Here is a 25,273-nt window from a genome sequence, read left to right as displayed (position 1 = left end):
CGACCCGGCGGCTTGCCCGGACGGGCGGGGCCGGCGATCGCGGATATTGCCAAATCCACTGCCCGCAGGGGGGGTTGTGAAATCCCACGGTTCAGCGGGCAGCATTCACAGCAGAAGGATCATTTCGTGGGGGAGAACACCCGCGTCCCGATCAGGGGGACGCGAGCGCCGGCACGCCGGCTCGCACTGACGGCGGCGCTCGCCGGCCTGATACTCGGCACCGCCGGCCCGGCCCTGGCCGACGCCCGGCCGGCGCCGCCCGCCTCGCCGGCGCCCCCGGCGTCGCCGATGAAGGCGGCCTCCGACCGGGCGCGCAAGGAGCACAAGCCGGTCACCGTCGAGGAGCTGACCTCCGCGACCTCGCAGACCGTGGCCAACGAGGACGGCAGCTTCACCCTGACCAGCCACGTCCGGCCGGCCCGGGTGAAGCGCCACGGCGCCTGGGCCGGGCTGGACGCCACGCTGGACCGCAACGGCGACGGCACCTTCTCGCCGCGGGCGACGCCGTCCGGGCTGGCGCTGTCCGGCGGCGGTTCCGGTCCGCTGGCCACGCTCACCGACGCCAAGGGCCGCCGGCTCTCCCTGACCTTCCCGGTCGCCCTGCCCGCCCCGACCGTCTCGGGCGACAACGCGACCTACGGCGGCGTGCTGCCCGGCGTCGACCTCAAGGTCATCGCCGACGACCAGGGCGGCCTGCGCGAGGTCCTCGTGGTCCACGACGCCACGGCCGCCGCCAACCCGGCGCTGGCGTCCCTGAAGCTCGCGGTCGGCACCAGCGAGGGGCTGACCGTCGCCGCCGACCAGGAGGGCGCGGTCACCGCGACGGCGGCGGACGGGACGCGGGTGTTCGCCGCCCCGACCCCCGTGATGTGGGACTCCGCGGCCCAGGCGCCGGCGCCCGCCCAGGCGCCCAAGGGCGCCGCGCGCAACGCGGCCCGGGACGACGAGGCCCCCGCCGCCGGGATGCCCGCCCCCACCCGCTCCACCGAGCGCGAGCCCGGCACCGGCGCCAAGCTCAAGCGGATCGCGGTGACGGCCGGGGCCGACGCCCTGACCCTCACCCCCGACGCCGGGCTGCTCACCGGCCCGGACACCGTCTGGCCGCTGTACATCGACCCCTCGGTCAGTCCGGTGACCAACGGCACCAGCCACTACGCCACGGTCCGCGAGGGCTGCCCGAGCACCGTGGCCTACGACACCCCGCAGGACAACGGCCAGGGCGTCGGCTACCAGCACTGGGACGACTGCCAGGGGCTATACCGGTCGTTCTACCAGCTCGACACCAGCAACCTGACCAGTGACATGGTGGTCTCCAAGTCGGAGTTCCACATCACCGAGACCTACGGCGCGGTCTTCGACTGCCAGCACACCGCGCCGGTGTCGCTGGCCACCGTCAGCGAGCTCGCGTCGGACACCAAGTGGACCAAGCAGCCCTGGGTGACCGGCGACGGCTGGCTCGGCGGCACGCAGTACCCGAAGAGCTCCAACATCTCCAACCACTGCGGCAACCACGAGGCCGTCTTCAACGTGACCGGCCAGATGCAGAAGCTCGTCGGCTACTACGGCAACTGGACCGTCGGCATCTTCGGCAACGAGACCAAGTCGTCGAACAACAACGACTTCATGCGCTTCAGCACCAACCCGTACGTGGTCACGGTGTTCGACATCGCGCCCAACACGCCGGACATGATCAGCGTCAGCCCGAGCCCGCACAACCCGAACGGCAACGGCTGCGACGGGAACATCGGCTGGATCGGCAACACCGGCACCACCGGCGCCGCCTCGGACATCACGCTGAACGCCCGGCTCTCCACCAAGATGAGCGGCGTCAACCTGCAGGCCATGGCGCACGTCTGGGACAACATGTCCAACGACGGCGGCGGCAACCCGCTGACGAAGTCCTGGCCGTGGAGCGGCTGGGTCGGCAACTGGGGCACCGTCTACGACAACATCGGCTTCACCGTCGAGGACGGCCACCAGTACGGCTGGAACATGCTCGCCACCGACGGCACGCTGAACAGCCCCGGCTCGCCGTACTGCTACTTCAACGTCGACCTGACCCCGCCGAGCATCCCGTCGATCGCCGACAACGCGGCCTTCCCGCCGCTCGGCAGCGACAAGGCGCCCAGCGGCCGCGCCGGTGACACCGGGGCCAAGGTGAAGGTCACCGCCGGCGACCCGGTGCCCGGCGGCTGCACCCGCGGCAGCTGCATCAGCAGCTCGATCGACCGCTTCGAGTACTCGCTGGACGCCAACATCCCGGTCGGCGGCCCGTCCGCCCCGGCCGTCCAGAGCGGCGGCGGCACCGCGACCGCCGAGATCCCGATCAGCGTGAGCAGCGCCCAGTGGGGCACCCACACCCTGTTCGTGCGCGCCGTGGACAAGGCCGGCAACACCCAGGGCACCGTCGCCCAGTACAGCTTCTTCGCCCCGTTCAACCCGGACGCCAAGGTGGCCGCCGGCGACCTGGACGGCGACGGGGTCCCGGACCTCGCGGCGACCACCACCGACGGCAACCTGGTGCTGGTCCCGGGCGGCGGTTCCACCGAGACGGCCCGGACGATCTCCACGCCGGCCACCAGCCCCGACGGCACCGGCTGGAACAACTACCTGGTCGCCCACCGGGGCACCCTGACCGCCGCACTGGCCGACGACCTGTTCGCCTTCCAGAAGTCGACGCACAAGCTGTACCTGTACCAGAACGACGCCAACAGCCCCGGCGGCACCACGGGCAACTTCACGCTGACCCAGAACGTCGTCCCCGTCAACAACTCGCCGGGCTGCCCCGCCAAGGGCTCGGACGGCACCTGGAACCGGGTCACCCAGATCCTGGCCCCCGGGAAGCTCGCCCAACTGGCCGACGTGCCGGACCTGGTGACGGTCGACAACAAGGAGCTCTGGTACTACCCGGGCACCTACCAGGCGGGCTGCAACCTCGCCGCCGGCGTGAGGATCGGCACCGGCGACTGGTCGCGGGTCACCCTGCTCGCCCCCGGCAAGGTCGACGGCGTCCCCACCCTGTGGGCCCGGGACAACGCCTCCGGCGCCGTCAGCAGCTTCCCGCTGACCTTCGACGCCGCCGGCGTGCCGACCACCCGGATCACCGCTCCGGCCCGCGCCGCGCTGGTCTCCGGCGTGCTCGACGCGGGCGGCAAGAACATGTGCCTGGACATCAACGGCTCGGACACCGCCAACGGCACCCCGGCGCAGATGTACTCCTGCAACGGCACGGACGCCCAGAGCGCCGTGCTGGGCGGCGACGGCACCGTGCACCTGCTCGGCAAGTGCCTCGACGTGGACCACGGCGGTCTGGGGAACGGCGCCGCGATCCAGCTCTGGGAATGCAACAACACCGGCGCCCAGAAGTGGATCCCCGGTCCGTTCGCCGGCTCGCTGCTCAACCCGCAGTCCGGGCGCTGCCTGGCCGACCCCGCGGCGTCCAACACCCCCAAGACCCAGCTGATCCTCTGGGACTGCCTGACCGACAACCCCGAGCAGGTCTGGGCCGCGACCACGCCCGGCAAGGCGCTGCCGGCGGCCCAGCCGGTCCTCGCGCTCGGTGCCGGCGACCGGCTGTCGCCGACCGTCGGCTCGCCCGGTGACGTCGACGGCGACGGCAACCCGGAGCTGTACGCCACGTCGGCGAGCGGTGAGATCACCCGGATCCCCGGGGCCCGGACCCCGGCCGCCCAGTCCGCCGACCGCTGGCGGCTCGCCGACCTCACCGACGGCCGGCGCGCCAACGACCTGACCACGGGCGGCGGCGCGGCCCTCGGCACCGACCCGGTCCGGGGCACCGTCCTCAACCTGTCCGGCGGCACCGGCTACGCGGTCAGCGCCACCGGCTCGGTCGACACCGGCAAGAGCTACACCGTCTCCGCCTGGGTCAGGCCCGGCGACCTGACGAACACCTCGGTCTTCGTCAGCCAGGGCGGCGCCAACGGCTCCGGGCTGCAGCTCTACTACTCCTCCTGGGCACACGCCTTCGCCTTCGGGCGCTCGGTCGACGACGGCGCCGCCGACAACTTCAGCGCCGTCTACGGCCCGGCCACCGGCAGCCTCAGCCCCCGGCTCAACACCTGGTCGCACCTGACCGGGGTCTACGACGCCGGCAGCAAGCAGTTCCAGCTGTACGTCAACGGGGTTCCGGCCGCCTCCGGCGCGTTCTCCGGCGGCAACTGGAACGCCACCGGGCCGGTCCAGCTGGGCCGCCGGGTGATGGCGGGCGGCACCTTCGCCCAGTACGCCACCGCCTCGGTCAGCGACGTGGTGCTGGTGCCGTCCGCGCTGCCGGCCACGGCCGTCACCGCGCTGGCCGGCGACACCGCCCAGTTCGGCGCCCCGGTGCTGCTCGGCAACGTCCACCGGCCCACCGACCGGTGGAGGCTCACCGACGCCGGCGACCAGATCCGTCCGGCGAACGGCCTGACGCTCTCCACCGGGGCCTCCTTCGTCAACGACGCCGCCCGCGGCACCGTGCTGGGCCTGACCGGCACCGGGGCGGCCACCACCGCCGGTCCGGTGGTCGACACCGCGAAGAGCTACTCGGTCTCGGCCTGGGCGTACCTGACCGGGACCGGCGACTACGCGACCGTCGCGGCCCAGTCGGGCGGCGCGGTGAGCGCCTTCTACCTGCAGTACTCGAAGGCGTTCAACGCCTGGGCGTTCGTCTCGCCGTCCAGCGACTCGACCGGTCCCGCGTCCTACCCGGCGGCGTTCGCGAGCACCCCGCCGGCGCTGAACACCTGGACCCACCTGGTGGCCACCTACGACGCGGTCGGCCGGACCATGAGCCTCTACGTCAACGGCAAGCTCGCGGCCACCGCCGTGAACAGCACGCCGTGGGCCTCCGGCGGCCCGCTGACCATCGGCTCGGCGAAGAACGGCAACCACTTCCCGGGCCGGATCAGTGACGTCCAGACCTGGACCAGCGCGCTCACGCCGGCCGCCGTCGCCTCGCTCGACGCGGACGAGCCGGTGCTGACCCAGCTCGTCTGACCTTCCTGACGCTCGGCCACGTCGGCCTCCGGAACCGGGTCCCCGGTTCCGGAGGCCGACGTCTTCCGTGTCCCGGTCAGCCGAGGACCGGGGAGGCGATGGCGCAGGCCGCGCGGACCTCCCGGCGCAGCGGGCCGAGGACGTCGTCGGCGGTGTCGGGCGAGGGTTCGGCGGTGTCGCGGGAGGGCGCGGGCAGCGGGGTGCCCGTGCGCAGGGCCTCGGCCAGGGCGGCGAGGTCGGCGGCGATCGCGGCGACCTCGCGCGGCGGCGGCGCCGGTACCCCGTGCTCGACCCGGACCCGGGTGGCGGTGGTCGCCTCCACCACCCGTTCCACCGCGATCACCAGCGGCCACCACGCCGCCGCCCGGGTGCCGGTCGGCGGCGGCTCGGTGAGCGCGCGCTGGAACTCCGAGCGGACCGCCGAGAGGTCCCGGTAGAGCCGCCGGCGCCGGCGCGGCCGGGACGGCTGGTCGCGTCCGGGTGCGGCGGAGAAGGCCAGGGCCACATAGGCCGAGGTGTCCGCGACCGCGTCGGCCAGCCGGTCGCCGATCCGGGTGTGCCAGGACTCCGGCCAGCACAGGTAGCCGGCCAGCAGCGCGATCTCGCAGCCGATCAGCGAGTCGTACAGCCGGGGCAGCACCAGCCCGAAGCCCTGGTGGTTGAGCAGGTCGGAGAGCAGCAGGATGACCGGCGTGATGGCCGCCGTCTGGAAGGCGTAGCCCTTCGCCGAGAACGCCGGGATCAGCGTGGCCAGCAGTGCGACGGTCGGCACGTCCCACCAGCCGCGCGGCACCTCGGCGAGCACCGGGATGGCGATCAGCAGCCCGAGCGCCGTCCCGAAGGCACGCAGCACGGCGCGCGAGAACACCGAGCCGAAGTCCGGCTTCAGGACGAAGGTGACGGTCAGCGCGACCCAGTACGAGCGGGGCACCGGCAGCACCGAGACCAGCGCCTGGGCCAGGCCGATGCAGAGCGCCAGCCGCAGGCCGTACCGCCAGGACGCGCCGGAGAGCAGCGCCGCCCGCGCGGTGCGCCGGGCCCGCTCGCCGGGGGCGGCGGGGCGTCCGAGCCGGTCGGGGGCGGCGTCGGCGGACCCGGGCTCGGCACAGACGGCGGCCGCGTACCGCAGGGCCTGGTCCAGCGCGCGTTCCGAGGGCCCGGTGGGTGCCGGAAGCCCGAGGAAGGCGGCGGGGTCCTCGCCCGGGGCGGTGGCGGCCCGGCCGCGTTCGACGGCGTCGGCGAGGGCGAGGACGGCGGCCGGGTAGGCCTCCGGCAGCGGGCCGAGCCGGGCCGCCGGGCGCAGCTTCGCGGCGGAGGCCGCCTCGACGACCGGTATCAGCGCGTTGAGCCGGCCGATCAGCCGGGCCAGCCCGGGGGAGCGGCCGTGCCGGCGGGTGCGGTGGGCGAGCAGCAGGTCGTAGCAGGAGTTGAGCGACTGGGTGACGGCCAGCCGGCGTTCGTCGTGCTCCGGGGTGCCGGCGGCGCGGACGAACGCGGCGACCGTCCGGTAGCAGTCGGCCACCGCCGACCGTTCGGGCACACCGCCGCGCACCGGCCAGGCGAACAGGGTGAGCAGCAGGACCACCGCCCCGCCGGCGAGCAGCAGCAGCGGCGCCTTCCACCAGGGGTGCGGCATCGGCAGGCCGGCCCCGACGACGGCGTTGAGCAGGAGCAGCAGACCGGAGACGGAGGCGACCGAGCCGATCGAGGAGATCATCCCGGAGACCAGCGCGACCAGCGTCAGGACGGCGACGGCCGTCCAGTCGCGCCCGAACACCAGGGCGCCGAGGGCGACGCCCGCGGCGCCGAACAGTTGCGGCACGGCGATGTTGAAGACCCGCATCCGGTAGGCGTCGGCGGTGTCGCCGATGACGGCGGACAGCGCGCCCATCGACGCCAGCGCCCCGTACGCCGGCTGCCCCGCCGCCAGCCCGACGGCCAGCGGCACCGCCAGTCCCACGGCGGCCCGTGCCACCGCCGCCCACGGCACCGGGGCCGGCTGCGGCCGCATCCCGGCCGTCAGCCACTTCGGAGGGGAGAGCCGGCCACCCGGCGCGTCCTGTGCCATGCCGTCAACCTACGGCGCCCACCCGCCCCACCACGCCCACGGCACGCCCCCGTTCCCCCGCCGGCATGCCCGCCCCCACCTCGATCCCGTCCCGCCCCGGCCGTGGCACCCACCCGCGCCCACCTGGCCTATGGCGCGCCCGCCCTGCCCTGCTTGCGGCGGGCCGACCCGGCCCGTCAACGAGGAGCTGTCCGCCGTCATCCGGCGCCACCTGCCCGGCCCGGACACCGACCAGGCGGCCGGTCCGGTGATCTTCTAGAGTCGCGTCCGGTACGACCGCACGACCGCACACACCGGTGACGGCACCGCCGCACCGGCATCACGGAGAGGCAGCACCACCATGACCGAGCAGCCCGAGCAGCAGGCTCCCGCGCCGTTCCAGCCCGTCGACGAGGACTGGCAGACCGCCCTGGTGGTCGTCGCCCACCCCGACGACATGGAGTACGGCGGCGCCGCCGCCGTCGCCCGGTGGACGGCCCAGGGCAAGAAGGTCGTCTATGTGATGGTCACCAGCGGCGAGGCCGGCATCGACGGCATGGCCCCCGAGCAGTGCGGCCCGCTGCGCGAGGCCGAGCAGATCGACTCCGCCGCCGTCGTCGGCGTCGACACCGTGGAGTTCCTCGGCCACCCGGACGGCGTCGTCGAGTACGGCCTGCCGCTGCGCCGCGACATCGCCCGCGCCGTCCGCCGGCACCGCCCGGACATCGTCGTCACCAGCAACTTCCGCGACACCTGGGGCGGGGTCTTCCTCAACCAGGCCGACCACATCGCCGTCGGCCGGGCCACCCTGGACGCGGTGCGGGACGCCGGCAACCGCTGGGTCTTCCGCGAGCTGGTCGACGAGGGCCACGAGCCGTGGAACGGGGTCCGGCAGATCTGGGCGGCGTCCTCGCCCGAGTCCGCGCACGCGGTGGACACCACCGACACCTTCGACCGGGGCGTCGCCTCGCTGGAGGCGCACAAGGCGTACCTGGCCGGCCTCGGCGGCGCGATGGCGGACGCCCGCGGCTTCCTGGAGGGCGCCGGCCGCAGCGCGGGCACCCGCCTCGGGACGCGCTTCGCCGTCGCCTTCGAGGTCTTCCCGCTGAGCTGATCTACGCGCCCCGGTCCACCAGCCCCGCGGAGGGGTTGCGGCGCAGGGCGAGGATCGTGAGGTCGTCCCGCCGGCGGCCGCGGCTGTGGCGGCCGACGTCCTCGTCGATGGCCTCCGGGAGCCGGTCCGGGGTGTGGTCGCGCAGCGCGCCGAGCCGCTGGTCGACCGGGTAGAAGGCGCCGTCGCCGTCCTGGGCCTCGGTGACCCCGTCGGTGAGCAGCAGCAGCGTCCCGTCGGCGGGGAGGTCGAACCACTGGACGGTTCGCACCTCCCCGGCGAGGTCGGCGAGCCCGAGCGGCACGCCGGCCGTCAGCGGGACGGCCTCCGCGTGCTCGCCGACCAGCAGGTACGGGGCGAGGTGGCCGCAGTTGACGGCCTGCACGCCGATGCCGCGGTCCACGCAGAACACGGTCGCGGTGACGAAGCGCTCGGCCTCGCCGCTCTGCGCCGCGTACGCGTTGTGCCGGGTGACCGCGTTCTCCAGGGCGAGGGCGACGTCGGTGAGCGCGGGCTCGCGGAAGGCCGCCTCGCGGAACGCGCCGAGCACGGCGAAGCCGGTGCCGATCGCGGGCAGCCCCTTGCCCTGGACATCACCGATGACGACCCGGGTGCCGTAGGGCGTCTCGGCGATGTCGTAGAGGTCGCCGCCGACCATGGCGTCCTCCTCGATCGGCCGGTAGCGGCCGTGGAGCAGCACGTCGGAGGTCAGCGCGGGCAGCGGGCGCAGGAGTTGGCGCTGGAGGGCGACGGCGCTCTGCCGCATCCGGTGGAGTTCGTGCTCCCGCCGGATCCGGCGGGAGCAGAGCAGCACGGCGACGACCGAGGCGCCGACGACGGTGGCCACCGTCAGCGCCCGGCCGTTGATCGACTCCGGCGGGAAGAACGCCGAGCTGACGACGATGACGGCGGTGACCCAGATCGCGGCGCCGACGGTCTGGGCGAGCGTGCCCAGACCGGCCAGCAGCGCGGGGACGAACACCAGCAGCAGGACGAGCCGGGCGCTGGTGCCGCCCGCCGCCTGCGCGCCCAGGGCCAGCGCGGTGGCTCCCAGGACGCCGAGGACGACGGTCCGGTCGGCGGGCGCCCGCTGCGCAGCCTCGGGCCCGCGGCCCTTGTGCGTCCCGACCTCGGCCATCCTCGCCTCCCAGGTGATCGTTCCCAGGCTCACCGGCCGGGGCGGCCGTCGCAACCGCTCCCGCCGCGACCGCGCGGTCCTTCCCCGGCGGCCGCGCAGCAGGTGGCGGACGGCGAACAGGACGGCGGCGGCACCGAGCGCGACCAGCAGCCACAGCTGGTAGCGCACCGCCGTCCGCCAGACCGTGCCGACATGGGCGCCGGCCAGGTACCCGACGGCGGCCCACACGCCCACCCAGAGCGCGGCGCCGAGGACGTTGAACACCTGGAAGCGGGGCCAGGGCATCCCGGTGGTCCCGGCGATGATGCCGTTGGTCTGCCGCAGCCCGTCGACGAACCGGGCGACCGTCACCACCTTGCCGCCGTGCCGGTCGAAGAACACCTCCGCGCGGGCCATCCGCTCCGGAGTGAGCAGCACGTACCGGCCCCAGCGGTGCACGAAGGCGCGGCCGCCGGTGGCGCCGATCAGGTGGCCCAGGGTGTTGCCGAGCACCGCCGCCGTGAAGGCGATCGCCACCACGGAGGCGAAGTCCAGGTGGCCGGTGCCCGCGAAGACGGCGGCCAGCACCAGGATGGTCTGCCCGGGCGCGGGGATCCCGCAGTTGTCGAGCAGGACGAACAGGGCCACCGCCGGGTAGCCGTAGTGCTCCAGCAGCGGCGCGAGCGCGGCCAGCGGTCCCGGCAGGGCGGGCGCGCCGTCGGCGAGGACGGAGGCGGTGACGGTGGCGATGGCGGCGGCCGCGGGGAGCGGCACGACTCACCGCCCCGGGCCGGAGGGGCACGGGGCGGTGGCCGGTGGCGTCAGTGGATCGCCTCGCGGGGTTCGATGTTGCAGTCGGGGCCCGGGTAGATCAGGCCGGTGTGGCCGTCCTCGAAGCGGACCACGTACGGCGGTTGGCCGTCCTGGCCGCGCACCTCGACGATCTCGCCCTTCTGGTCGACCATGCCCACCGCCCGGCTGTGGATGTGGAGCTGGTCACCTACCGCTGCGTGCATGGTCTTGCTCCTCGGGGTGTGTGCGGACGGCGGGAACCGGCGGGCCGGCCGTTGCCGCCTTCCTCTGACTCCACTGTGCTGCCCGCACGCCCGGCCCGCAACGGCTCGCCCCGTCCCGGGGCGTCGCTCAGGGGCGGCCGAGCTGCTCGACGAGGTAGCAGCGGACCAGCCGCTTGCACTCGCCGATCATCGCCGGGTCGCCCTGCGGGTCGCCGCGGAAGGCGAGCTTGAGCACCGCGTCCGCCGCCTCCAGGGCCACCCGCAGGCCGAGCGTGAGGGCCGCCGGGTCGGCCGTCGCGAAGAGCTCGCCGCCCAGCGCCTGGAGCCGCAGGGCGACCGCCGTGTTGTTGTCCACCTCGGTGTCCAGCAGGTACCGGTCGTCGTGGACGCCGTGCGGCACGGGCGGTCCGGCGAGCCCGAAGTCCACCTGCCCGAAGCCGGGGACCGTCCGCTTCATCGCGACGAACTCCTCCACCGCGAGGTCGGTGAACCCGTCCGGGCCGCTGGGGGCCTCGGAGCGCAGCCGGGCGTCGAGCCGGTGCAGGTAGCGGTCGAGGTTGCGGCCGGCGAGCGCGGCGAGCAGGTCCTCCTTGCCGGCGAAGAACTGGTAGAGGGTGCCGATCGGCACCTGCGCGCGGGTCGCCACCTCCTTGGTGGTGAGCGCCGCCGCCCCCGCCTCGTCGAGCAGCGCGGCGCAGGCGTCCAGGATCCGCTCGTAGCGCTCCTGGCTGCGCTGCTGCACCGGCCGTCGCCGCCCGGGGCCGGTCCGCCCGGTGGCCGGGTGACTCGTCGTGTCCGCGCTCATGGGGCCACTGTGCCGCATCCGCTGTTCGGCGGGCCAATCCCGGACAGCCGTTCGCGGCCGTCGGCCGTCGGCCGTCCGCCATCCGCCGTCCGCCGTCCGCCGTCCCCGGCTTGGCTAGGCTCTGCGCTGATCAACAGGGGCAGGGAGAGGAAGAGAAGACAAGTGGGCCAGAAGATCATCAGGTTCTCGGACCTGACCGGCAAGCACGCGGAGAACGACGACGACCTGGTGCGGATCGTCGTCCGCGAACACCCCGACCTGGCGGACGGCCCGGTCGAGATCGAGGCGCTCCCCGGGGAGCTGGCCGGGGTCGCGGGACTGGCGCTCGACCTGGTGACGGTCGAGCTGCACTACCCGGACGGTGACGAGCCGGACACCGTCGTCATGACCGCCGAGGCGTTCGACCGCCTCGCCACGGCCGCGCCGATGGCCGAGGTGCTGCGCGGCGCCAAGCGGACCGTCCGCGCCGTCCCGGGCCAGAGCGCGCCGGCCGGCGCGGCGGCCGCCCGCGAGCGGGTCAACTACGCGAGCCTGGAGCACGCCGGCCGCCCCCACAAGGGCCGCACCACCGAGGCCGAGAAGCAGCTCGTCCAAGAGCACCTGGACGAGATCAACGAACGCCTGGCCGCCGAGGGCATCCGCACCATCGACCTGGCCAACCCCGAGCACGTCACCCGCTACGGCCTGGAGTCCCTCGCCCACGCGCGCGGTGCGACCCTGGCCTGACGCCCCGCCCCCTCCCCGGCGGCCCGGATCCCGCGGATCCCCTGGCATTCGGGCCGCCGGACAGTAACATGAGCAGTCCTCACATTTCTGTCCCGAGGGGGAGCTGCTGCCATGCCGGACCGATTCGACCTCCCGACGGACTTCCGCTGGGGTGTCTCCACCGCCGCCTACCAGATCGAGGGCGCCGTCGACGAGGACGGCCGCGGCCCGTCCGTCTGGGACACCTTCGCCGCCCGCCCCGGCGCCGTCCGCGACGGCCACACCGGAGCCGTGGCCTGCGACCACTACCACCGCTGGCCCGAGGACGTCGAGTTGATGCGCGGCCTCGGCGTGGACGGCTACCGCTTCTCCATCGCCTGGCCCCGCATCCAGCCCGCCGGCACGGGCGCCGTCAACCCGGCCGGCCTCGCCTTCTACGACCGCCTCGTCGACGCCCTCCTCGCCGCCGGCATCACCCCGCTGCCCACCCTCTTCCACTGGGACCTCCCGCAGGCCCTCGAAGACCGCGGCGGCTGGCTGAACCGCGACACCGCCCACCGCTTCGCCGACTACACCGCCGCCGTCACCGACCGCCTCGGCGACCGCGTCCCCGCCTGGATCACCCTCAACGAGCCCTTCGTGCACATGGTCTACGGCTACGCCCTCGGCATCCACGCCCCCGGCCGCGCCCTGATGCTCGACGCCCTCCCCGCCGCCCACCACCAACTCCTCGCCCACGGCCTGGCCGCCACCCTCCTCCACGAACGCGGCCACGACGTCCTCATCGCCAACAACCTCACCCCCGTCTGGCCCTCCTCCACCGACCCCGCCGACCTCGCCGCCGCCCGGGCCTACGACGCCCTCCACAACCGCCTGTTCACCGACCCCCTCCTCCTCGGCCGCTACCCCGACCTCACCGCCTTCGGCACCGGCCCCGACCTCCACGGCGCCGTCCGCCCCGGCGACCTCGACCTCATCACCGCCACCCCCCTCGACGGCCTCGGCGTCAACTACTACAACCCCACCCGCGTCGGCGCCCCCACCGACCCCGCCCTCCCCTTCACCCTCCTCGACATCCCCGAAGCCCCCGCCCACACCGCCTTCGGCTGGCCCGTCCTCCCCGAGGGCCTCCACGAACTCCTCCTCCACCTCCGCGACCTCTACCCCGACACCCTCCCCCCGATCACCATCACCGAGAACGGCTGCTCCACCCCCGAACCCACCGACGACCCCACCCGCATCGACTACCTCGCCACCCACCTCGACGCCATCGCCACCGCCATCACCGACGGCACCGACGTCCGCGGCTACTACACCTGGTCCCTCCTCGACAACTACGAATGGGCCGAGGGCTACCACCAGCGCTTCGGCCTCGTCCACGTCGACTTCACCACCCAGCGCCGCACCCCCAAGGCCTCCTACGCCTGGTACCGCGACCTCATCGCCGCCCACCGGAAGCGGCAGGGCGGGTAGTCGGGCCTCGCAGCCGGGGACGGCACAGGTGCTGCCCGGTGCGGGGCGCGAGGCCCGCACCGGGCAGTCGCGGTCACTCCTCGTCGCCCGGCGCGGAGCCGGCCTCGGCGGCGAGATCCTCGGGCGACCAGCGGAGCGTCACCTCGAAGTGGACGCCGGTGGAGCCGCCCGCCAGGATCACGCCGACGCTGGCGTCCAGTTTGACGCCGAACTTGACCTCGATCCCGTCAGGTCGGCGCGGCAGGGCGCGGAACGCATCGATCACGTCGGACGCCGTGTCGACCACGGTGTGCAGCGAGTCCCGCACCGTGGCGCCCGCGCGCTCCAGACCTCCCCGGCCGGCGGGCGCGACCCCGGTGCCGGTGCCCTCGCTCTCGACCACCAGCGTCGCGCCGGACGCGAGGGCGAATTCGGTACGTGTGGTCATGTGGCCTCCTGGCCTGGGATCAGGATGGTGCGCAGACGGAGCTGGGCGTCGGCTGCTCATAGGCATCGGCCTGGACCTTGTCCAGCGCGGCGAGGATCGCCGGCAGTTGGGCCGGGTCGTTCAGATAGTCGAGCACCGCGTGGTTGAACGCGGCCGCCATGGCGCTGGGCATGCTGTCCGAGGCGTCGAAGCACAGGGTGGCGGACGAGGTCAGCAACTCACCGATCCGGCGGGCGACGCTGCCGGCGGGCGCCTTCCCCATGGCGGCGGAGCGGTTGGCGGAGAAGGCCGACTCCGGCTGCCGGTCCGGCCAGATCCGCTGGGCCTGCGGGCTCGCCAGGAAGGCCATGAACTTCTCCGCCTCGGGCGAGTCGCGGAACATCGCGACGAGATCCCCCGACACCTCGTACGCCGGCGTCCGCGTGGGCTGGAACTCGGGGAACGGGACGAAGTCGTAGTCCTTCCCCGGGACGGGCCGGGTCGGTGCCGCGGGATCCGGGGCGACGAGGGCGCCGTGGTCGAGGTAGCAGCCGGGCGGTGCGGTGAAGAGCGGATAGGCCCCCTCGCCGTAGCTGGTCAGCAGCGCGGTCAGCGGGCCGCCGTGGATCGCGCCCTGTGCGGTGACGGTCTCGCCCCATGCCTGCCAGGCCGCGCCGACCTGCGGCGAACTCCACTTGAGCGTGCCGTCGACCCAGGCCGTGTAGGTGTCGGCACCCGACTGGTGCAGCAGGATGTCCTCGATCCAGTCGGTGCCCGGCCACCCCGAGTTGGGCGGGTCGGCCATCGCCAGGCACCAGGGCGTCCCGCCCCGCTGGGCTATCGACCGGCCGACGCCGACCAGGTCGGCCCAGCTGTCGGGCGGCCGGGCGCCGAGCTGCTGGGGGACGTACCAGATCAGGCTTTTGACGGAGGCTTTGAGCACGACGGCGTACGGAGCGCCGGTCCCGGCCTCCCCGAGGCGGTACCACGGGCCGAAGTCGGACTTCAGCAGATCGACGAGCCCGCTGCCGAGGTTCCTGTCCTGGAAGCGGTCCAGCCGGACCAGGTCGCCCTGCTGGGCGTAGCCGCGCAGTGCCCCGGGGTTCGCCAGGACGGCGAGGTCCGGTGCCTCGCCCTTCTGGACGCGGGTCCGCAGCACCCGGTCGAGCGCCCGGGTGGGGGAGGGACGCACGGTGATGCCGGTCTCGGCCTTGAAGGCCGCGAGCACCGCTTGGAAGGCGTCCTTCTCGGCGTCGGCGGTCCAGGGCGTCAGGATGCTCAGGACGCGCCGGTCGGACGAGCCGCCGAGGCAGGAGGCGGACGCCGCCAGCAGGGTGAGGACCAGAAGGAGCCGGAGAGCCGCCCGGCGTCTCTGCCGCATCATCGGCCTCCGAACCGGTACTCGTCGATGCGCGGATTCAGCGCGCGTGCGGACGCCGCGGCCGCGACCGAGGTGAGCACCACGAGAAGGGCCAGGCGTTCGGAGGAGGAGGCGTCCGCGCCGCTGGCACCGCGCGTGAACGCGGCCTGGGCCTGGGCCTGCCGGTGGCCTTCCTCCCCCGTCCCGACGGTCGCGGGCCCGGGCGTCGGCGGTGTCAGACGGGTCCCGCAGACGCCGGCGGCCGGGCAGGCCGGCTCGACGACGGCGAACAGGTCCGCGTCGGCCGCGTCGGCGGACCGGCTCGCCTGCTGCTGTGCCAGGGAGACGGTCTGCGCGAACGGTCCGTCCAGGGCCGAGCGCAGGCGCCCGTCCGAGGCGTGGAGCGACAGACCGCAGAGCACGGCCGTCGCGGTGAGGGCGAGCACAGCGGCCGTCAGCCAGAGGCTCAACCGACGCCGGAACCGGCGGCGCAGCACCACCTGGGTCCGCGCGAACAGCGCCAGCACCAGCGCGAACGGCACCAGGAACAGCAGGTCCGCGGTGCCCGTCAGCCACACCGAGCCGCGCCGGTCGGCCAGTGCCGCGCTCTCCTCCTGCCGCAGCCGGTCCAGCGTGTTCGAGACCTCCCGGTACTGCAGGGTGGCGTACCACAGGGACGGCAGGGCGCGGGTGAGCTCGCCGGTCTGCCGGTAGTCGGCGGCGGCCTGTTCGAGCGCGGCGTTGTAGTTGACGACGAGCCCCTCGACGAGTTGCAGATCACCGGTGCCCGCCGGGCCCGCCAGGGTGTACCCGGCCAGTTCCGCCAGGTTCTGGTTGATCGCGGCGATGTCGTTCCGGTAGCGGTCGCCGAGTCCGCCGAGGACCACGGTGCCGTGCCGGAAGCCGTGCACCGCCTCGCGGTGGGCGTCCGCGAGCGCGCCGTACGCGGCCTCGGCCCGGAGCACCGCGGGGGCGGCCCGCCCGCCGGCGGCCTCGCCTCCGGCGTGTGCCTGGCCGGACACCACCAGGCAGAGCGCCCCGGTCAGCAGGCTGCCCGCCACCAGCGCCCCGCGGAGCCGGCGCAGGGTCCGCGCGGTCGTGGAGGGCGTCGCCGGCTCGTCCGTCGCCGATTCGTCCGTCGCCGGTCCGGCCGCCATCGCGGCGGGGGCCGTCATCCGCCCACCACCGGTGATCCGGCGGTGAATTCGTGGTCGCACTCCAGGTTCTCGCAGTACCGGGCGCCGGCCACCGCGACCCGGCCGCACCTCGGGCAGCCGGGCCCCGGGGCCGGCGGGCCCTCGGGCGAAGGATCGGCGGGCGGTCCCGGGTGACGCGAGGGGCCGTACGAGCTGCTGGTGACCGTGCCCATCATGGCCTGCAGGACGTAGTCCGGATCCAGCTCCGGGAGCAGGCTGACCACGCCGCGTGCGGCGTCCTCGACCCGGACGACCTTGCCCAGTCGCCGGAGCGCGTCCTCGTTGCGCAGCTCGGTGGCCAGTGCCACGGCCCGGCCCCAGGCGTCGCACGCCCCCTGGCGGTCCCCCTGGCGGAACAGCGCCCCGCCCCGCCATCTGAGCGCGTACAGCTCCTTCTCCCGTTCGTGGCGGCGCCGGTCGGCCCCGAGGACGGTCTCCGGGGCGGGCTGGTCGAGCCAGCGAGCGGTGACCACCCCCACCGGGCTGACGGGGACGGCCAGTTCGGTGCCGATCGCTCCGGTGACCACCTCGATGGAGGCCAGGGTCTCCGCCTCGGCGCCGACCGTCCGGTCGCCGGTCACGGTGAAGGTCGCGACAAACCGGCGCGTCTCGCTGCTCCAGGGGCCGGTCGGGTAGTCGGCCGCCGCTGTTCCGGCCAGCGGCAGGCGGTGGCTGAGCAGGTCGGCCAGCGCCGGGTGGGCCTGTTCCAGGACCGAGACCGACACTCCCGGTGCGCAGCGCACCCGCAGCGCCAGGTCGGACAGCGTGCGGCCCATGGCGGTGCTGATCAGCGCGCGGAAGCCGGGCGCCAGGTCGGCCAGGTCGGGCACCGCGTCCGCCGTGCCCTGGAGTTCCTCGGCGATCCGTCTCAGCTCGGCGGGCTCCCAGTCCGCGCCGATTCCGCGGGCGTCGCAGGTGAACACGGAACGGCAGTCGGTGAGCACGGTCTCCATCGACCGCGCGGACCGGTCCTGGTGCACGTTCTGGCCGTCGGTGAGCAGGAGCGCGTGGCGGATCAGATCGCCGTGCGGTTCGAGCAGTTCACGGGCCTTGTCGAGCCAGGCGCCGATGACCGTGCCCTGGGCGCCGGGGGCGAGCCGGTTGACGGCCTGCTTGGCCTCCGCGCGGGTGCCGGCGTTCGCCGGGGCGAGGAAGGACTCCCGGGGGTAGACCATGGTCGCCCGGTGGGTGCCGGCGACCACGGCGAAGAGGGTTCCCTCGCGCAGGGTGTCGATGGCGGCGCAACTCGCCTCCTTGGCCCGTTGGAGCTTGGTGCGCGGACTGCTCATCGACCCCGACTGGTCCAGCAGGATGACCTCGGCGAACCGCGCACCGCTCGGCGGGCCCGGCGGCCGGTCGGCCGCGGTGCTCGCGGCCACGCTGAGGTAGACGTGCACCTCGCGTTCGTTCAGGGAACGGTACTGGTCGTAGTTGGCCTCCAGGGTGACTCTCGGTGCTCCGCTCATCTGCCAGTTCCTTCTCGGTCGGCGACGATTGACGATCCAGGGAGGGCGGCGCGATCACCGCGTGGTGACCGGCCTCACGGCGTTGGCCAGATCGACGAGCAGGGTGTGGCTCTTCTCGTCCGGTGCCCCCCGGGCGAACGTCCGGTACTCCTTCTCCAGCTTCAACCGGATCTCATGCTCCGTGTCGTCGTCGGACTCGGTCCGGCCCGGTCGTGAGGTGCGCCGGCGGTCGAGCCCGGCCTCCAGGATCAGGGTGGCGAGCCGATGCCGCTCGGCTTCGTCCAACGGCAGTGCGGCCAGCAGCCGTTCGGCCGCGGCGAGGTCCGCGCGGTCGGGCAGGCCCCCGGGGCCCGCGCCCAGCCGCCCGGTGTGGATCAGCAGGGCGGCGATCCGCGCCGCCCGATGGTGCGGTGAGGCGTCGGGTATCTCCCTCAGCGCCGAGACCGCACCGGCCCGGTCGCCGCGGCGGAGCCTGGTCCGGGCGTGGCCGAAGGCGGCGCTCTCGTACCAGCCGTCGGTCCGCCACACCGACAGGTAGGCCGCCGCCGCGGCGTCGAGCTCCTCGTCGGTCGTCGCCCGGTACTCCGCGCACAGGGCCAGCGCGAGCTGCGGCGCGAGCTCACCGGGCAGCATCTGGTGGCAGGAGGCGAACATCTTCTCCGCGCCGCCGAACTGCTGCTCGGCCAGGGCGATCAGCCCCTCGTGCCAGTTGAGCCGCCACCCGGGCCGCAGCAGGCCCCTCGCCTCGTCCAGCGCGGCACGCGCCGCCTCCGGCTCGCCGAGCCGCAGGTGGAGCCGGCAGCGCAGCAACCGGACCTCGGGCGAGGAAGGGTGGGCGGGGTCCGGGACCGGACCGGCGTAGGAGGCGAGCTGGGAGAGGGCGACCCTCGGATCGGCGCTGACCGATGCCCTGAGGAACCCGGCGGCGGAGTCGAGGGCGTCGACCAGCGGCTCGGGCAGCCCGGCCGCTGCCACCACCGGCGTGGGCGGCGCGGTGGCGAGCGGACGGCAGCTGCCCTCGACCGCCGCTCGCAGCGCCGCGCCGCTCGTCCACCGGCCGAGCGGCGGCACCGCCCCGAGCCCCGGGTCGATCAGTGTGGTGGAGCGGGCGAAGAGCAGTGACGGCGCGGTGTACTGGGCGTCGTCCCGGCTGGAGACCAACCCGCGCAGCACACCGCTCAGTTGGCCCGCCATCTCGGCGGCCGAGGTGAAGCGCAGCTGTGGATCGTCATGGGTGGCGCGAGCGATGAGCCGGCGCAGCGAGGCGAAGCGGTCACCGTCCGGGTCGGCGGTGTACCACCGGAAGAGCGACTCCAGGGTCCTGCCCACGGTATGGAGGTCGGTGGCCACGGTCGGCCCGGTGACCACCAGCTCCGGGGCCATGTAGTCCTCCGAGTACGCCCCGCTGCCCGGTCTGCCGGCCTCGCGCACCGCGCCGAGGTCGATCAGCTTGATCCGGGAGCCGTACACCATCAGGTTGCTCGGCTTCAGGTCGCAGAACAGGTACTGGCTGTCGTGGAGGTACTGGAACACCCGCAGCACGCGCAGGACGTAGCCGAGGATCTGCTCGGTCTCCAGCCGGCCGAACAGTTCCGGGCGCTCCAGGGAGTAACCGGGTACGTACTCCATCACGAGGTAGCCGTGGTAGCCGTGCCGGGACCCGCCCGCCGGCTCGTGGGTCACGAAGTCGTAGATGTCGACGATGTCGTCGTGCCGGAGATCGATCAGGAACCGCTTCTCCTCGGCGGCCTCCTCGACCCGGGCGGGGTCCTCCGCGTCGATCAGGCCCTTGAGCGCGACCGGACGGTTGTTCAGACGCTCGTCGTAGGCGAGGTAGACCCAGCCGAAGCCGCCGTGCCCGATGCAGCCCTCGACCCGGTAGCGGTCCGACAGCAGGTCGCCCCGGCCGAGCCTCGGCACGAACGAGTACGCCGTCCCGTCGTACGGGCAGCGCCCCTCCAACAGGCTCGGCTGGCCGTCGAGCCCCGTGCCCACGGGGCGGCGGCAGGCGGGATCGGGGCAGCGCCTGCGCTCCTCCGGGATCCGCGGCGCGGCTCTGACCGCCTGGTCCGGCTCCGGTCCGGCGATCGTCGGCAGCGTGACGAGACCCAGCCCCCACCAGGGGTCGTCACCGAACGGGCGCGGCGGCCGCACGGGCACCGCGGGACGCACGGACGGCACCGCGCCGCGGTCCGCGGTCACCGGCGCCGGTCGCTCCGGGGCCGGCTCCCCGGCCGCCCGCCGGCCGCCGCCCGCCGGCGCGGCCACGAGTGGCGGAAGCAGGCAGCGCCGGCAATAGCCGGTCGCATCGAGTTCGCCGCCGCAGCCAGGACGGTTGCACGGGTTCACGCCTGCCTCCCGTCGATCTCGCGCCGAACGGCCCGGTGGTACTCCTCGACCCGGAGCTCGGCGAGCGGCAGGTCGCATCCGCCGCTGTAGAGCAGCCGCCGGGCCGCCTCGTACGACTCGCCCAGGTCCTCGATCAGGCCGCGCGCCGCGGCCTCCGAGCGGTAGGCCTCCAGCCGCCCCCGGGCCCGGTTGCGGCGGGCGAGCAGGGCCGTGCACTCGGCGTTCAGTCGCCGGGCCCGCGCCAGCGACCGGGCGGCCGCGTCCTCGCAGGCGTCGAGTTCCGCCGGCAGCCATCCCCCGAGGGCGGAGCCGGCGGCGGCCGAGCAGGTGTCCCGCAGCACCCGCAGGCGGACCGTGAGCGCGGCGGCGCCGGCGACCTGCGGCGGCGGCGTGCCGAGGATCCGCGGCGCGACGTGGTCACGGCACACCCGGGCGTCGCGCTCGGCCGCCGCGACCTCCTCGACCAACCGGTCGAGCCGCCCGAGCCGGTCGCCGACCTGCCTCTGCCCGCCGGGCCGCCCGCTCGACGGCGCGGGCGCGGCGGGCGCGGCGGGCTGTCCGAGGCTGGCCGCGACCGCGCTGCGGACATAGCGCGGAGGGCCGTCGTGGTAGGCGAGCAGCAGGCGCACGCCGATGCTCGACGCCCGCGCGGCGATCGGCTCGAGCAGCCGGTAGTACAGTTCGCCGGGGTCGGCCGCCAGGTCGACCGCGTTCACCACGACGACGATCGGCGAACCCAACTCCTCCAACTGGTGGGAGAGGTCATCGGTGACGCGGTCGGTCAGCAGGCTCAGGCTCTCCGCGAGCTGCCGGGCGACCTGCTCCGTCGTCCGCCCGGTCGCGTCGACGGCGGCGTCCACCTCGCCCAGCGGTGGGACGGTGCCGGGCGGGGCTCCGCTGACGGCTTCGTCCGGGGCCGCCCGGCGGTAGCCCGGTACCGTCAGGCCCACCAGGCGGGTGGTCAGCGCGACCGAGCCGCCACCACCGATCGCGCAGACCCCGCCCGGCCCGCCGGACGCCAGCCAGTCGACCAGGTGCCGGGTCAGCGCGAGCCGCACCGGGTCGTCCAGGACCTCCGGGACCTGTGGCGGCGGCCAGTCGCTCGCCAGTACCCGCGAGGGCCGGCTCGCCAGGTGCCCGTCGAGCACCGCGCTCGCGTACTTGTACAGCGTCCGGACCGCGATCATCCAGCTGCTCTCGGCGAGCGGCGCCCGGACGACCGCGATCACACCGAGGATCTCACCGCTCGCGGCGAGCGCCGCCGCACCGCTGAACCCACGGTCGACGCGCGGCTCCCGTATCGCGTCGAGCTGGACCCGCTCACCGGTGAAGTCGTACGAGGTGATCTTCGCGGTGACCAGCTGGCCGTTGTCGGTACCCGCCGGAAAGCCGAAGATCCGCACGGTCTCGTCATGCTGCCAGGTCCGCCGGATCCGCGCGCGCGGCGCGCCCGGCACCACGGACCGCAGGGCGAGGATCGCCACATCCCCGCGCTGGTCCGGCAGGGGCGGCTGCCAGCAACTCTCGACAACGGTCGCCGGGTGGGCGTCGTCGGGACGTCCGGCGATCCGGACCCTTACCACGCGATCGGCTCCCCGCCCGGCGCCGATCGCCTCCTCCACCACATGGGCGCACGTCAGCACGTACTCGCCGTCGAGCATCGTCCCGGCACCGTGCACACGCCCCTGGGCGTCCTCGATGCGCGCCAGCCAAGGATCATCCCGCCCCATGGCGAACGAGGGTACGCCACTGGTGATCTGACAGATAGTCACTCGACATGATCGGATCGGGGCCTTTCTTCGCGCATCGGGTGGCTGGAGGGGGGTGCCGGCCGGTCCGTGCGCGGCCCTGCGCCGAGGCCTCACCGCAAGGACGGCCTGCTCGCGCGCCGAGGGGCCGACGACGCGCGGTCTACACGGTGCCGGCGATCCAGCCGATGGTCTCGGTGGTGTGGGGGCCGTCGGACAGGACCGTGCCGCGGCCGACGAGTTCGTTGATGCGGATCTTGAAGCCGACGGTGGTCACGTCGGCGATCCGCAGCCCGGGGGTGTCGGGGCCGTTGAACGTCTGGACGAAGGGGACCACGATCACCTCCGAGCCGTCCGGGAAGGGGGAGGGGAAGATGACCTGGGTGAAGGTCGAGGTGTCTCCGCCGGTGACCGCCGAGCGGCTGGTGGAGTTGAGCTGCAGGGTGCCCGTCTGGACCATGCTCATGATCTCCGCCTTTCGTTGACCGGCCGCCGGAGCGGCCGGGGCCTACGGGGGAGTTGCCCGGATTGATCCGTGTTTAGAGCATAAGTCGCCGATATGAGTTAACTGTTCTTGTGCGACTTGTCAAGGGTGGCGCGACAGGCTAGCCCCTTCTGCATCGGATTCGCCCGTTCGGCAGTAGCCTCGGCGTTGGCAACGACGGCTGTGGGTGAGTGACTTGGAGGTGGCGGTGGCCGAAGGGGGGCCGGCGGTCGGGGGTGGTGGCCGTCCGTTGCACGAGCGCGAGGCCGAGATGCGGTCGGCCAGGCAGGCGGTCGGGGCGCTGACCCGGCCCGCCGGCGAGGGGGTCGGGGAGCTGCTGGTGTACACCGGCGCGGCCGGGCTGGGCAAGACCGCGGTGCTGACCGAGGTGCGGCGGGAGGCCCGACGGGCGGGCTGCGCCGTGCTGTTCGCCCGGGGCGGGGAGCGGCAGCGCCACGAGCCGTTCCGGGTGGTGCGCCAACTGGTGCAGCCGGTGCTGTCGGCCCTGTCCGACGAGGAACGGGCGCAGGTCTTCGGGCCGTGGGAGGACGTCGTCGGCGCGGTGGTGGGCCTGCGCCCGCCGGCCGGGCAGCTCGATCCGCAAGGAGTACGGGACGGGCTGGACTTCGTGCTCACCCGCCTCGTGCAGCGGCGCTCCCCGGTGGCCGTGATCGTCGACGATCTGCACTGGGCCGACGCGGAGTCGCTCGGCTGGCTGGCGAGCTTCGCGGTGGGCGCGCGGGAGTTGCCGGCCCTGCTGGTGTTCGCCTGCCGCGACGAGTTCCCCGACGACGCCCTGACGCTCCAGCGCGGACTCGTCGGCCGGGCCGACCGGCGGCACGAACTGCGGCCGCTCCAGCCGGCCTCGGTCGCGCGACTGGTCCGCGCCGCCCTGGGCGGGCAGGCGGAGGAAGCGTTCTGCCGGCACGTCTGGGCGGTCACCGCCGGCAACCCGTACGAGACCACCGCCCTGCTGCGCGAAGTGGCCGACCAGCGGCTGGACCCGGTCGAGGAGAGCATCGGCCAGCTGCGCGAACTCGCCGCCGACGCCCGGGGGATGACACTGCGGCACTGGCTCGACAAGATCGGCCCGACCGCCGTGCGGTTCGCCTGGGCCGCGTCCATGCTGGGCACCGACATCCGCCCGGACCTCGCCGCCGTCATCTGCGCCCAGGGCCCGGAGACCGCCGCCGAGTCCGTCCGGGAACTGCGCCGGCACGGGGTCCTGGTCAGCACCCCGGGCGGCCGGCTGGAGTTCGTCCACCCGCTGATCGCCACCTCGGTCTACCAGTCGATGCCCCACGCCACCCGCACCGGGATGCACGGGGTCGCCGCCGTCGAGACCGAGAACGCCGGCCTCGGACTGCTGACGGCCTCCCGGCACCTGCTGGAGACCCTGCCCGAGGGGGACGGCGCCATCGTCGCCAAGCTCCGCCGGGCGGCCCGCGAGCACCTGGCCATCGGCGCGCCCGAGGCGGCCCAGCGCTGCCTGCGCCGCGCCGTCAGCGAACCGCCCGCCGACCGGGACCGGGCCGAGGTGCTCTACGAACTCGGCTGCTCGGCCCTGCTCACCGACCCGGCGACCACGGTCAACCAGCTGCGCCTGGCGCTCGCGGACCCGTACGGGCTGAGCCCCGAGCGCCGGGTCGACGCGGTCTTCCGGCTCGCCCAGGCCCTCGCCCACAGCAACCGGCTCGGCGAGGCCGCCGCGGTGTGCGCCGAGGAGGCCGCCCGTACCCCGCCCGGCCCGGGCCGGCTGCGCCTGGAGGTCGCCCACTTCATGTTCGCCGCGTTCCAGTTCGAGGACGCGGACGGCCCGGGCCGCTCCCGGCGGCTGGCCGAGTTCGCCCGGATGCTCGCCACGGTCGGCATGGCGTTCAGCGACATCGCGGCGGACGGCCCGGTCGCCACCGGCGGCGGCTCCGGCGGCTCCGGCGCGAACGGTGGACCGGCCCCGGAGGAGATCCTCTTCGAACGCACCGGCCTGGCCCACGCGGTGGCCGTGCTGCGCTGCTGGGACCTCACGCTGCGCGGGGTGGACCGCGCGGAGGCGATCGCGCTGGCCGAGTCCGCGCTGCCGAACGGCCGCCTGCCCCGCAGCCTCGGCTGGACCAACACCGTCTGGGGCTTCGAGCTGCCCGGGATCCTCGGCATCAGCTACCTCTACGCCGACCGGGTCGACCGGGCGGAGGAACTGTTCACCGAGGCCGTCCGCGCGTACGAGGTCGCCGGGTGGAGCGGAGGCCACCTCGGCTTCGCCTACCTGCTGACCGGCATGCTCCGGTTCCGCTGCGGCGCCCTGGCGGAGGCGGAGGACTACCTGCGCCGCGCCCTGCGCATCGCCGAACGGATCGGCCCGGGCGTCCCGTTGCACTGGGACGCGGTCGGCGCGCTGGCCGAGACCCTGGCCGCGCGCGGCCGGGTGGCCGAGGCCCTGGAACTGGCGCGCGAGCACCACTTCGGCCCGCCCTACCCGACGGTGATGGTGCTGCCCGACGCCCCCACCCTGTACGGCCGCCTCCTGCTGGCCCGGGGCGACGCGCCCGGCGCCGCCGCGACGCTGACCGCCGCCGGCGCGGCCCTGGACGCGCGCGGGTGGCGCAACACGGTGTGGGCGCCGTGGCTCGCGCACCTGGCGCGCGCGGTCGCCGCCGACCAGCCGGACCGCGCCCGCGACCTCGCCGAGGAGGCCGTCCGCCGGGCCAGGGAGTCCGGCACCGACTCGGCCATCGGCAGCACCCTGCGGCTCTGCGCGGCGGTGTACGACCGCCCGTACGCGGCCGAACTGCTCGCCCGGGCCGTCCACCACCTGGAACGCTCGCCCGCCCGCTACGAGCACGCGATGGCCCTGGTCGACCTGGGCGAGGCACTGGGCCCCACCCCGGCCGCCCGCACCCCCCTGGCCCGGGGCCTCGAACTGGCCACCCGCTGCGGCGCCGACGCCCTCGCCACCCGCGCCGGAAGCCTCCTGGAGACGGTCGCCACCGGCTGA

The 25,273-nt window shown here is 74.4% G+C and carries 17 protein-coding genes; 6 read left to right on the top strand and 11 right to left on the bottom strand.

Annotation, left to right across the window (positions count from 1 at the left end):
* Positions 1 to 126: 126 nt before the first annotated feature.
* Complete coding sequence (locus tag ABTX81_RS14345; RefSeq protein ID WP_350544423.1) at positions 127 to 4,998, top strand: LamG-like jellyroll fold domain-containing protein; 4,872 nt, start codon at positions 127 to 129, stop codon at positions 4,996 to 4,998.
* A 76-nt stretch (positions 4,999 to 5,074) separates the two neighbouring features.
* On the opposite strand, the gene ABTX81_RS14340 is transcribed toward ABTX81_RS14345, so the two are convergent.
* Complete coding sequence (locus ABTX81_RS14340; RefSeq protein ID WP_350544421.1) at positions 5,075 to 7,066, bottom strand: FUSC family protein; 1,992 nt, start codon at positions 7,064 to 7,066, stop codon at positions 5,075 to 5,077.
* A gap of 130 nt (positions 7,067 to 7,196) precedes the next feature.
* Here ABTX81_RS14340 and ABTX81_RS14335 point away from each other — a divergent pair, with 130 nt between their 5' ends.
* Both ABTX81_RS14335 and ABTX81_RS14330 read left to right on the top strand, forming a co-directional pair.
* Positions 7,197 to 7,325: a hypothetical protein gene (locus tag ABTX81_RS14335; RefSeq protein ID WP_350544419.1), complete on the top strand. Its 129-nt coding sequence runs from the start codon at positions 7,197 to 7,199 to the stop codon at positions 7,323 to 7,325.
* 81 nt (positions 7,326 to 7,406) lie between these two features.
* The gene (locus tag ABTX81_RS14330; RefSeq protein ID WP_350544417.1) at positions 7,407 to 8,159 is read left to right on the top strand and encodes a PIG-L deacetylase family protein; all 753 of its coding nucleotides are present in this window, start codon (positions 7,407 to 7,409) and stop codon (positions 8,157 to 8,159) included.
* Between the two features lies 1 nt (position 8,160).
* Here the strand turns inward: ABTX81_RS14330 and ABTX81_RS14325 are convergent, their stop codons facing one another.
* The 3 genes from ABTX81_RS14325 to ABTX81_RS14315 form a co-directional block, all read right to left on the bottom strand.
* Positions 8,161 to 10,047, bottom strand: a complete 1,887-nt coding sequence (locus tag ABTX81_RS14325) for a SpoIIE family protein phosphatase (RefSeq protein ID WP_350544415.1) — start codon at positions 10,045 to 10,047, stop codon at positions 8,161 to 8,163.
* Between the two features lie 47 nt (positions 10,048 to 10,094).
* A complete protein-coding gene (locus ABTX81_RS14320) occupies positions 10,095 to 10,289 on the bottom strand; it encodes a DUF1918 domain-containing protein (RefSeq protein ID WP_350544413.1) in 195 nt (64 codons plus the stop codon).
* A gap of 127 nt (positions 10,290 to 10,416) precedes the next feature.
* Positions 10,417 to 11,094 (bottom strand): TetR/AcrR family transcriptional regulator, encoded by a 678-nt coding sequence (locus ABTX81_RS14315; protein ID WP_350544411.1) that lies wholly within the window; start codon positions 11,092 to 11,094, stop codon positions 10,417 to 10,419.
* A 162-nt stretch (positions 11,095 to 11,256) separates the two neighbouring features.
* Here ABTX81_RS14315 and ABTX81_RS14310 point away from each other — a divergent pair, with 162 nt between their 5' ends.
* Both ABTX81_RS14310 and ABTX81_RS14305 read left to right on the top strand, forming a co-directional pair.
* A complete protein-coding gene (locus ABTX81_RS14310) occupies positions 11,257 to 11,820 on the top strand; it encodes a hypothetical protein (protein ID WP_350544409.1) in 564 nt (187 codons plus the stop codon).
* A 111-nt stretch (positions 11,821 to 11,931) separates the two neighbouring features.
* Positions 11,932 to 13,272 carry a GH1 family beta-glucosidase gene (locus ABTX81_RS14305; RefSeq protein WP_350544407.1) on the top strand — a complete coding sequence of 447 codons (1,341 nt, stop codon included), beginning with the start codon at positions 11,932 to 11,934 and terminating at the stop codon, positions 13,270 to 13,272.
* Positions 13,273 to 13,345: 73 nt separating this feature from the next.
* On the opposite strand, the gene ABTX81_RS14300 is transcribed toward ABTX81_RS14305, so the two are convergent.
* The 7 genes from ABTX81_RS14300 to ABTX81_RS14270 all read right to left on the bottom strand — a co-directional run bounded on the left by ABTX81_RS14300 (position 13,346) and on the right by ABTX81_RS14270 (position 22,263).
* Positions 13,346 to 13,699, bottom strand: a complete 354-nt coding sequence (locus ABTX81_RS14300; protein WP_350544405.1) for a CU044_2847 family protein — start codon at positions 13,697 to 13,699, stop codon at positions 13,346 to 13,348.
* 19 nt (positions 13,700 to 13,718) lie between these two features.
* Positions 13,719 to 15,059, bottom strand: coding sequence for an ABC transporter substrate-binding protein (locus ABTX81_RS14295; RefSeq protein ID WP_350544403.1), 1,341 nt, complete (start codon positions 15,057 to 15,059; stop codon positions 13,719 to 13,721).
* Positions 15,059 to 16,213: a GlnX family signal transduction membrane protein gene (locus ABTX81_RS14290; RefSeq protein ID WP_350544401.1), complete on the bottom strand. Its 1,155-nt coding sequence runs from the start codon at positions 16,211 to 16,213 to the stop codon at positions 15,059 to 15,061. Before ABTX81_RS14290 ends, ABTX81_RS14295 begins: the two co-directional genes overlap by 1 nt.
* Positions 16,210 to 17,700, bottom strand: a complete 1,491-nt coding sequence (locus ABTX81_RS14285; RefSeq protein WP_350544399.1) for a vWA domain-containing protein — start codon at positions 17,698 to 17,700, stop codon at positions 16,210 to 16,212. Before ABTX81_RS14285 ends, ABTX81_RS14290 begins: the two co-directional genes overlap by 4 nt.
* A 54-nt stretch (positions 17,701 to 17,754) precedes the next feature.
* On the bottom strand, positions 17,755 to 19,902 hold the full coding sequence (locus tag ABTX81_RS14280) for a serine/threonine-protein kinase (RefSeq protein WP_350544397.1): 2,148 nt from the start codon (positions 19,900 to 19,902) through the stop codon (positions 17,755 to 17,757).
* Between the two features lie 143 nt (positions 19,903 to 20,045).
* Complete coding sequence (locus ABTX81_RS14275; protein WP_350544395.1) at positions 20,046 to 21,779, bottom strand: trypsin-like peptidase domain-containing protein; 1,734 nt, start codon at positions 21,777 to 21,779, stop codon at positions 20,046 to 20,048.
* Between the two features lie 181 nt (positions 21,780 to 21,960).
* Positions 21,961 to 22,263 carry a hypothetical protein gene (locus tag ABTX81_RS14270; RefSeq protein WP_350544393.1) on the bottom strand — a complete coding sequence of 101 codons (303 nt, stop codon included), beginning with the start codon at positions 22,261 to 22,263 and terminating at the stop codon, positions 21,961 to 21,963.
* A 268-nt stretch (positions 22,264 to 22,531) separates the two neighbouring features.
* On the opposite strand from ABTX81_RS14270, the gene ABTX81_RS14265 reads away from it, so the two are divergent.
* On the top strand, positions 22,532 to 25,273 hold the full coding sequence (locus tag ABTX81_RS14265) for an ATP-binding protein (protein WP_350544391.1): 2,742 nt from the start codon (positions 22,532 to 22,534) through the stop codon (positions 25,271 to 25,273).

It is taken from the genome of Kitasatospora sp. NPDC097605 (genome assembly GCF_040302725.1).
GTDB lineage: Bacteria > Actinomycetota > Actinomycetes > Streptomycetales > Streptomycetaceae > Kitasatospora.
The sequence above is the reverse complement of the archived record's forward strand: the minus strand, read 5'-3'. Positions and strand labels throughout refer to the sequence as shown.

What these genes read in the sequence shown, in the direction of transcription:
- ABTX81_RS14340 (WP_350544421.1), bottom strand. Translation starts at nt 7,066, where the DNA reads ATGGCACAGGACGCGCCGGGTGGCCGGCTCTCCCCTCCGAAGTGGCTG.
- ABTX81_RS14335 (WP_350544419.1), top strand. Translation starts at nt 7,197, where the DNA reads ATGGCGCGCCCGCCCTGCCCTGCTTGCGGCGGGCCGACCCGGCCCGTC.
- ABTX81_RS14330 (WP_350544417.1), top strand. Translation starts at nt 7,407, where the DNA reads ATGACCGAGCAGCCCGAGCAGCAGGCTCCCGCGCCGTTCCAGCCCGTC.
- ABTX81_RS14320 (WP_350544413.1), bottom strand. Translation starts at nt 10,289, where the DNA reads ATGCACGCAGCGGTAGGTGACCAGCTCCACATCCACAGCCGGGCGGTG.
- ABTX81_RS14315 (WP_350544411.1), bottom strand. Translation starts at nt 11,094, where the DNA reads ATGAGCGCGGACACGACGAGTCACCCGGCCACCGGGCGGACCGGCCCC.
- ABTX81_RS14305 (WP_350544407.1), top strand. Translation starts at nt 11,932, where the DNA reads ATGCCGGACCGATTCGACCTCCCGACGGACTTCCGCTGGGGTGTCTCC.
- ABTX81_RS14300 (WP_350544405.1), bottom strand. Translation starts at nt 13,699, where the DNA reads ATGACCACACGTACCGAATTCGCCCTCGCGTCCGGCGCGACGCTGGTG.
- ABTX81_RS14295 (WP_350544403.1), bottom strand. Translation starts at nt 15,059, where the DNA reads ATGCGGCAGAGACGCCGGGCGGCTCTCCGGCTCCTTCTGGTCCTCACC.
- ABTX81_RS14290 (WP_350544401.1), bottom strand. Translation starts at nt 16,213, where the DNA reads ATGACGGCCCCCGCCGCGATGGCGGCCGGACCGGCGACGGACGAATCG.
- ABTX81_RS14285 (WP_350544399.1), bottom strand. Translation starts at nt 17,700, where the DNA reads ATGAGCGGAGCACCGAGAGTCACCCTGGAGGCCAACTACGACCAGTAC.
- ABTX81_RS14275 (WP_350544395.1), bottom strand. Translation starts at nt 21,779, where the DNA reads ATGGGGCGGGATGATCCTTGGCTGGCGCGCATCGAGGACGCCCAGGGG.
- ABTX81_RS14270 (WP_350544393.1), bottom strand. Translation starts at nt 22,263, where the DNA reads ATGAGCATGGTCCAGACGGGCACCCTGCAGCTCAACTCCACCAGCCGC.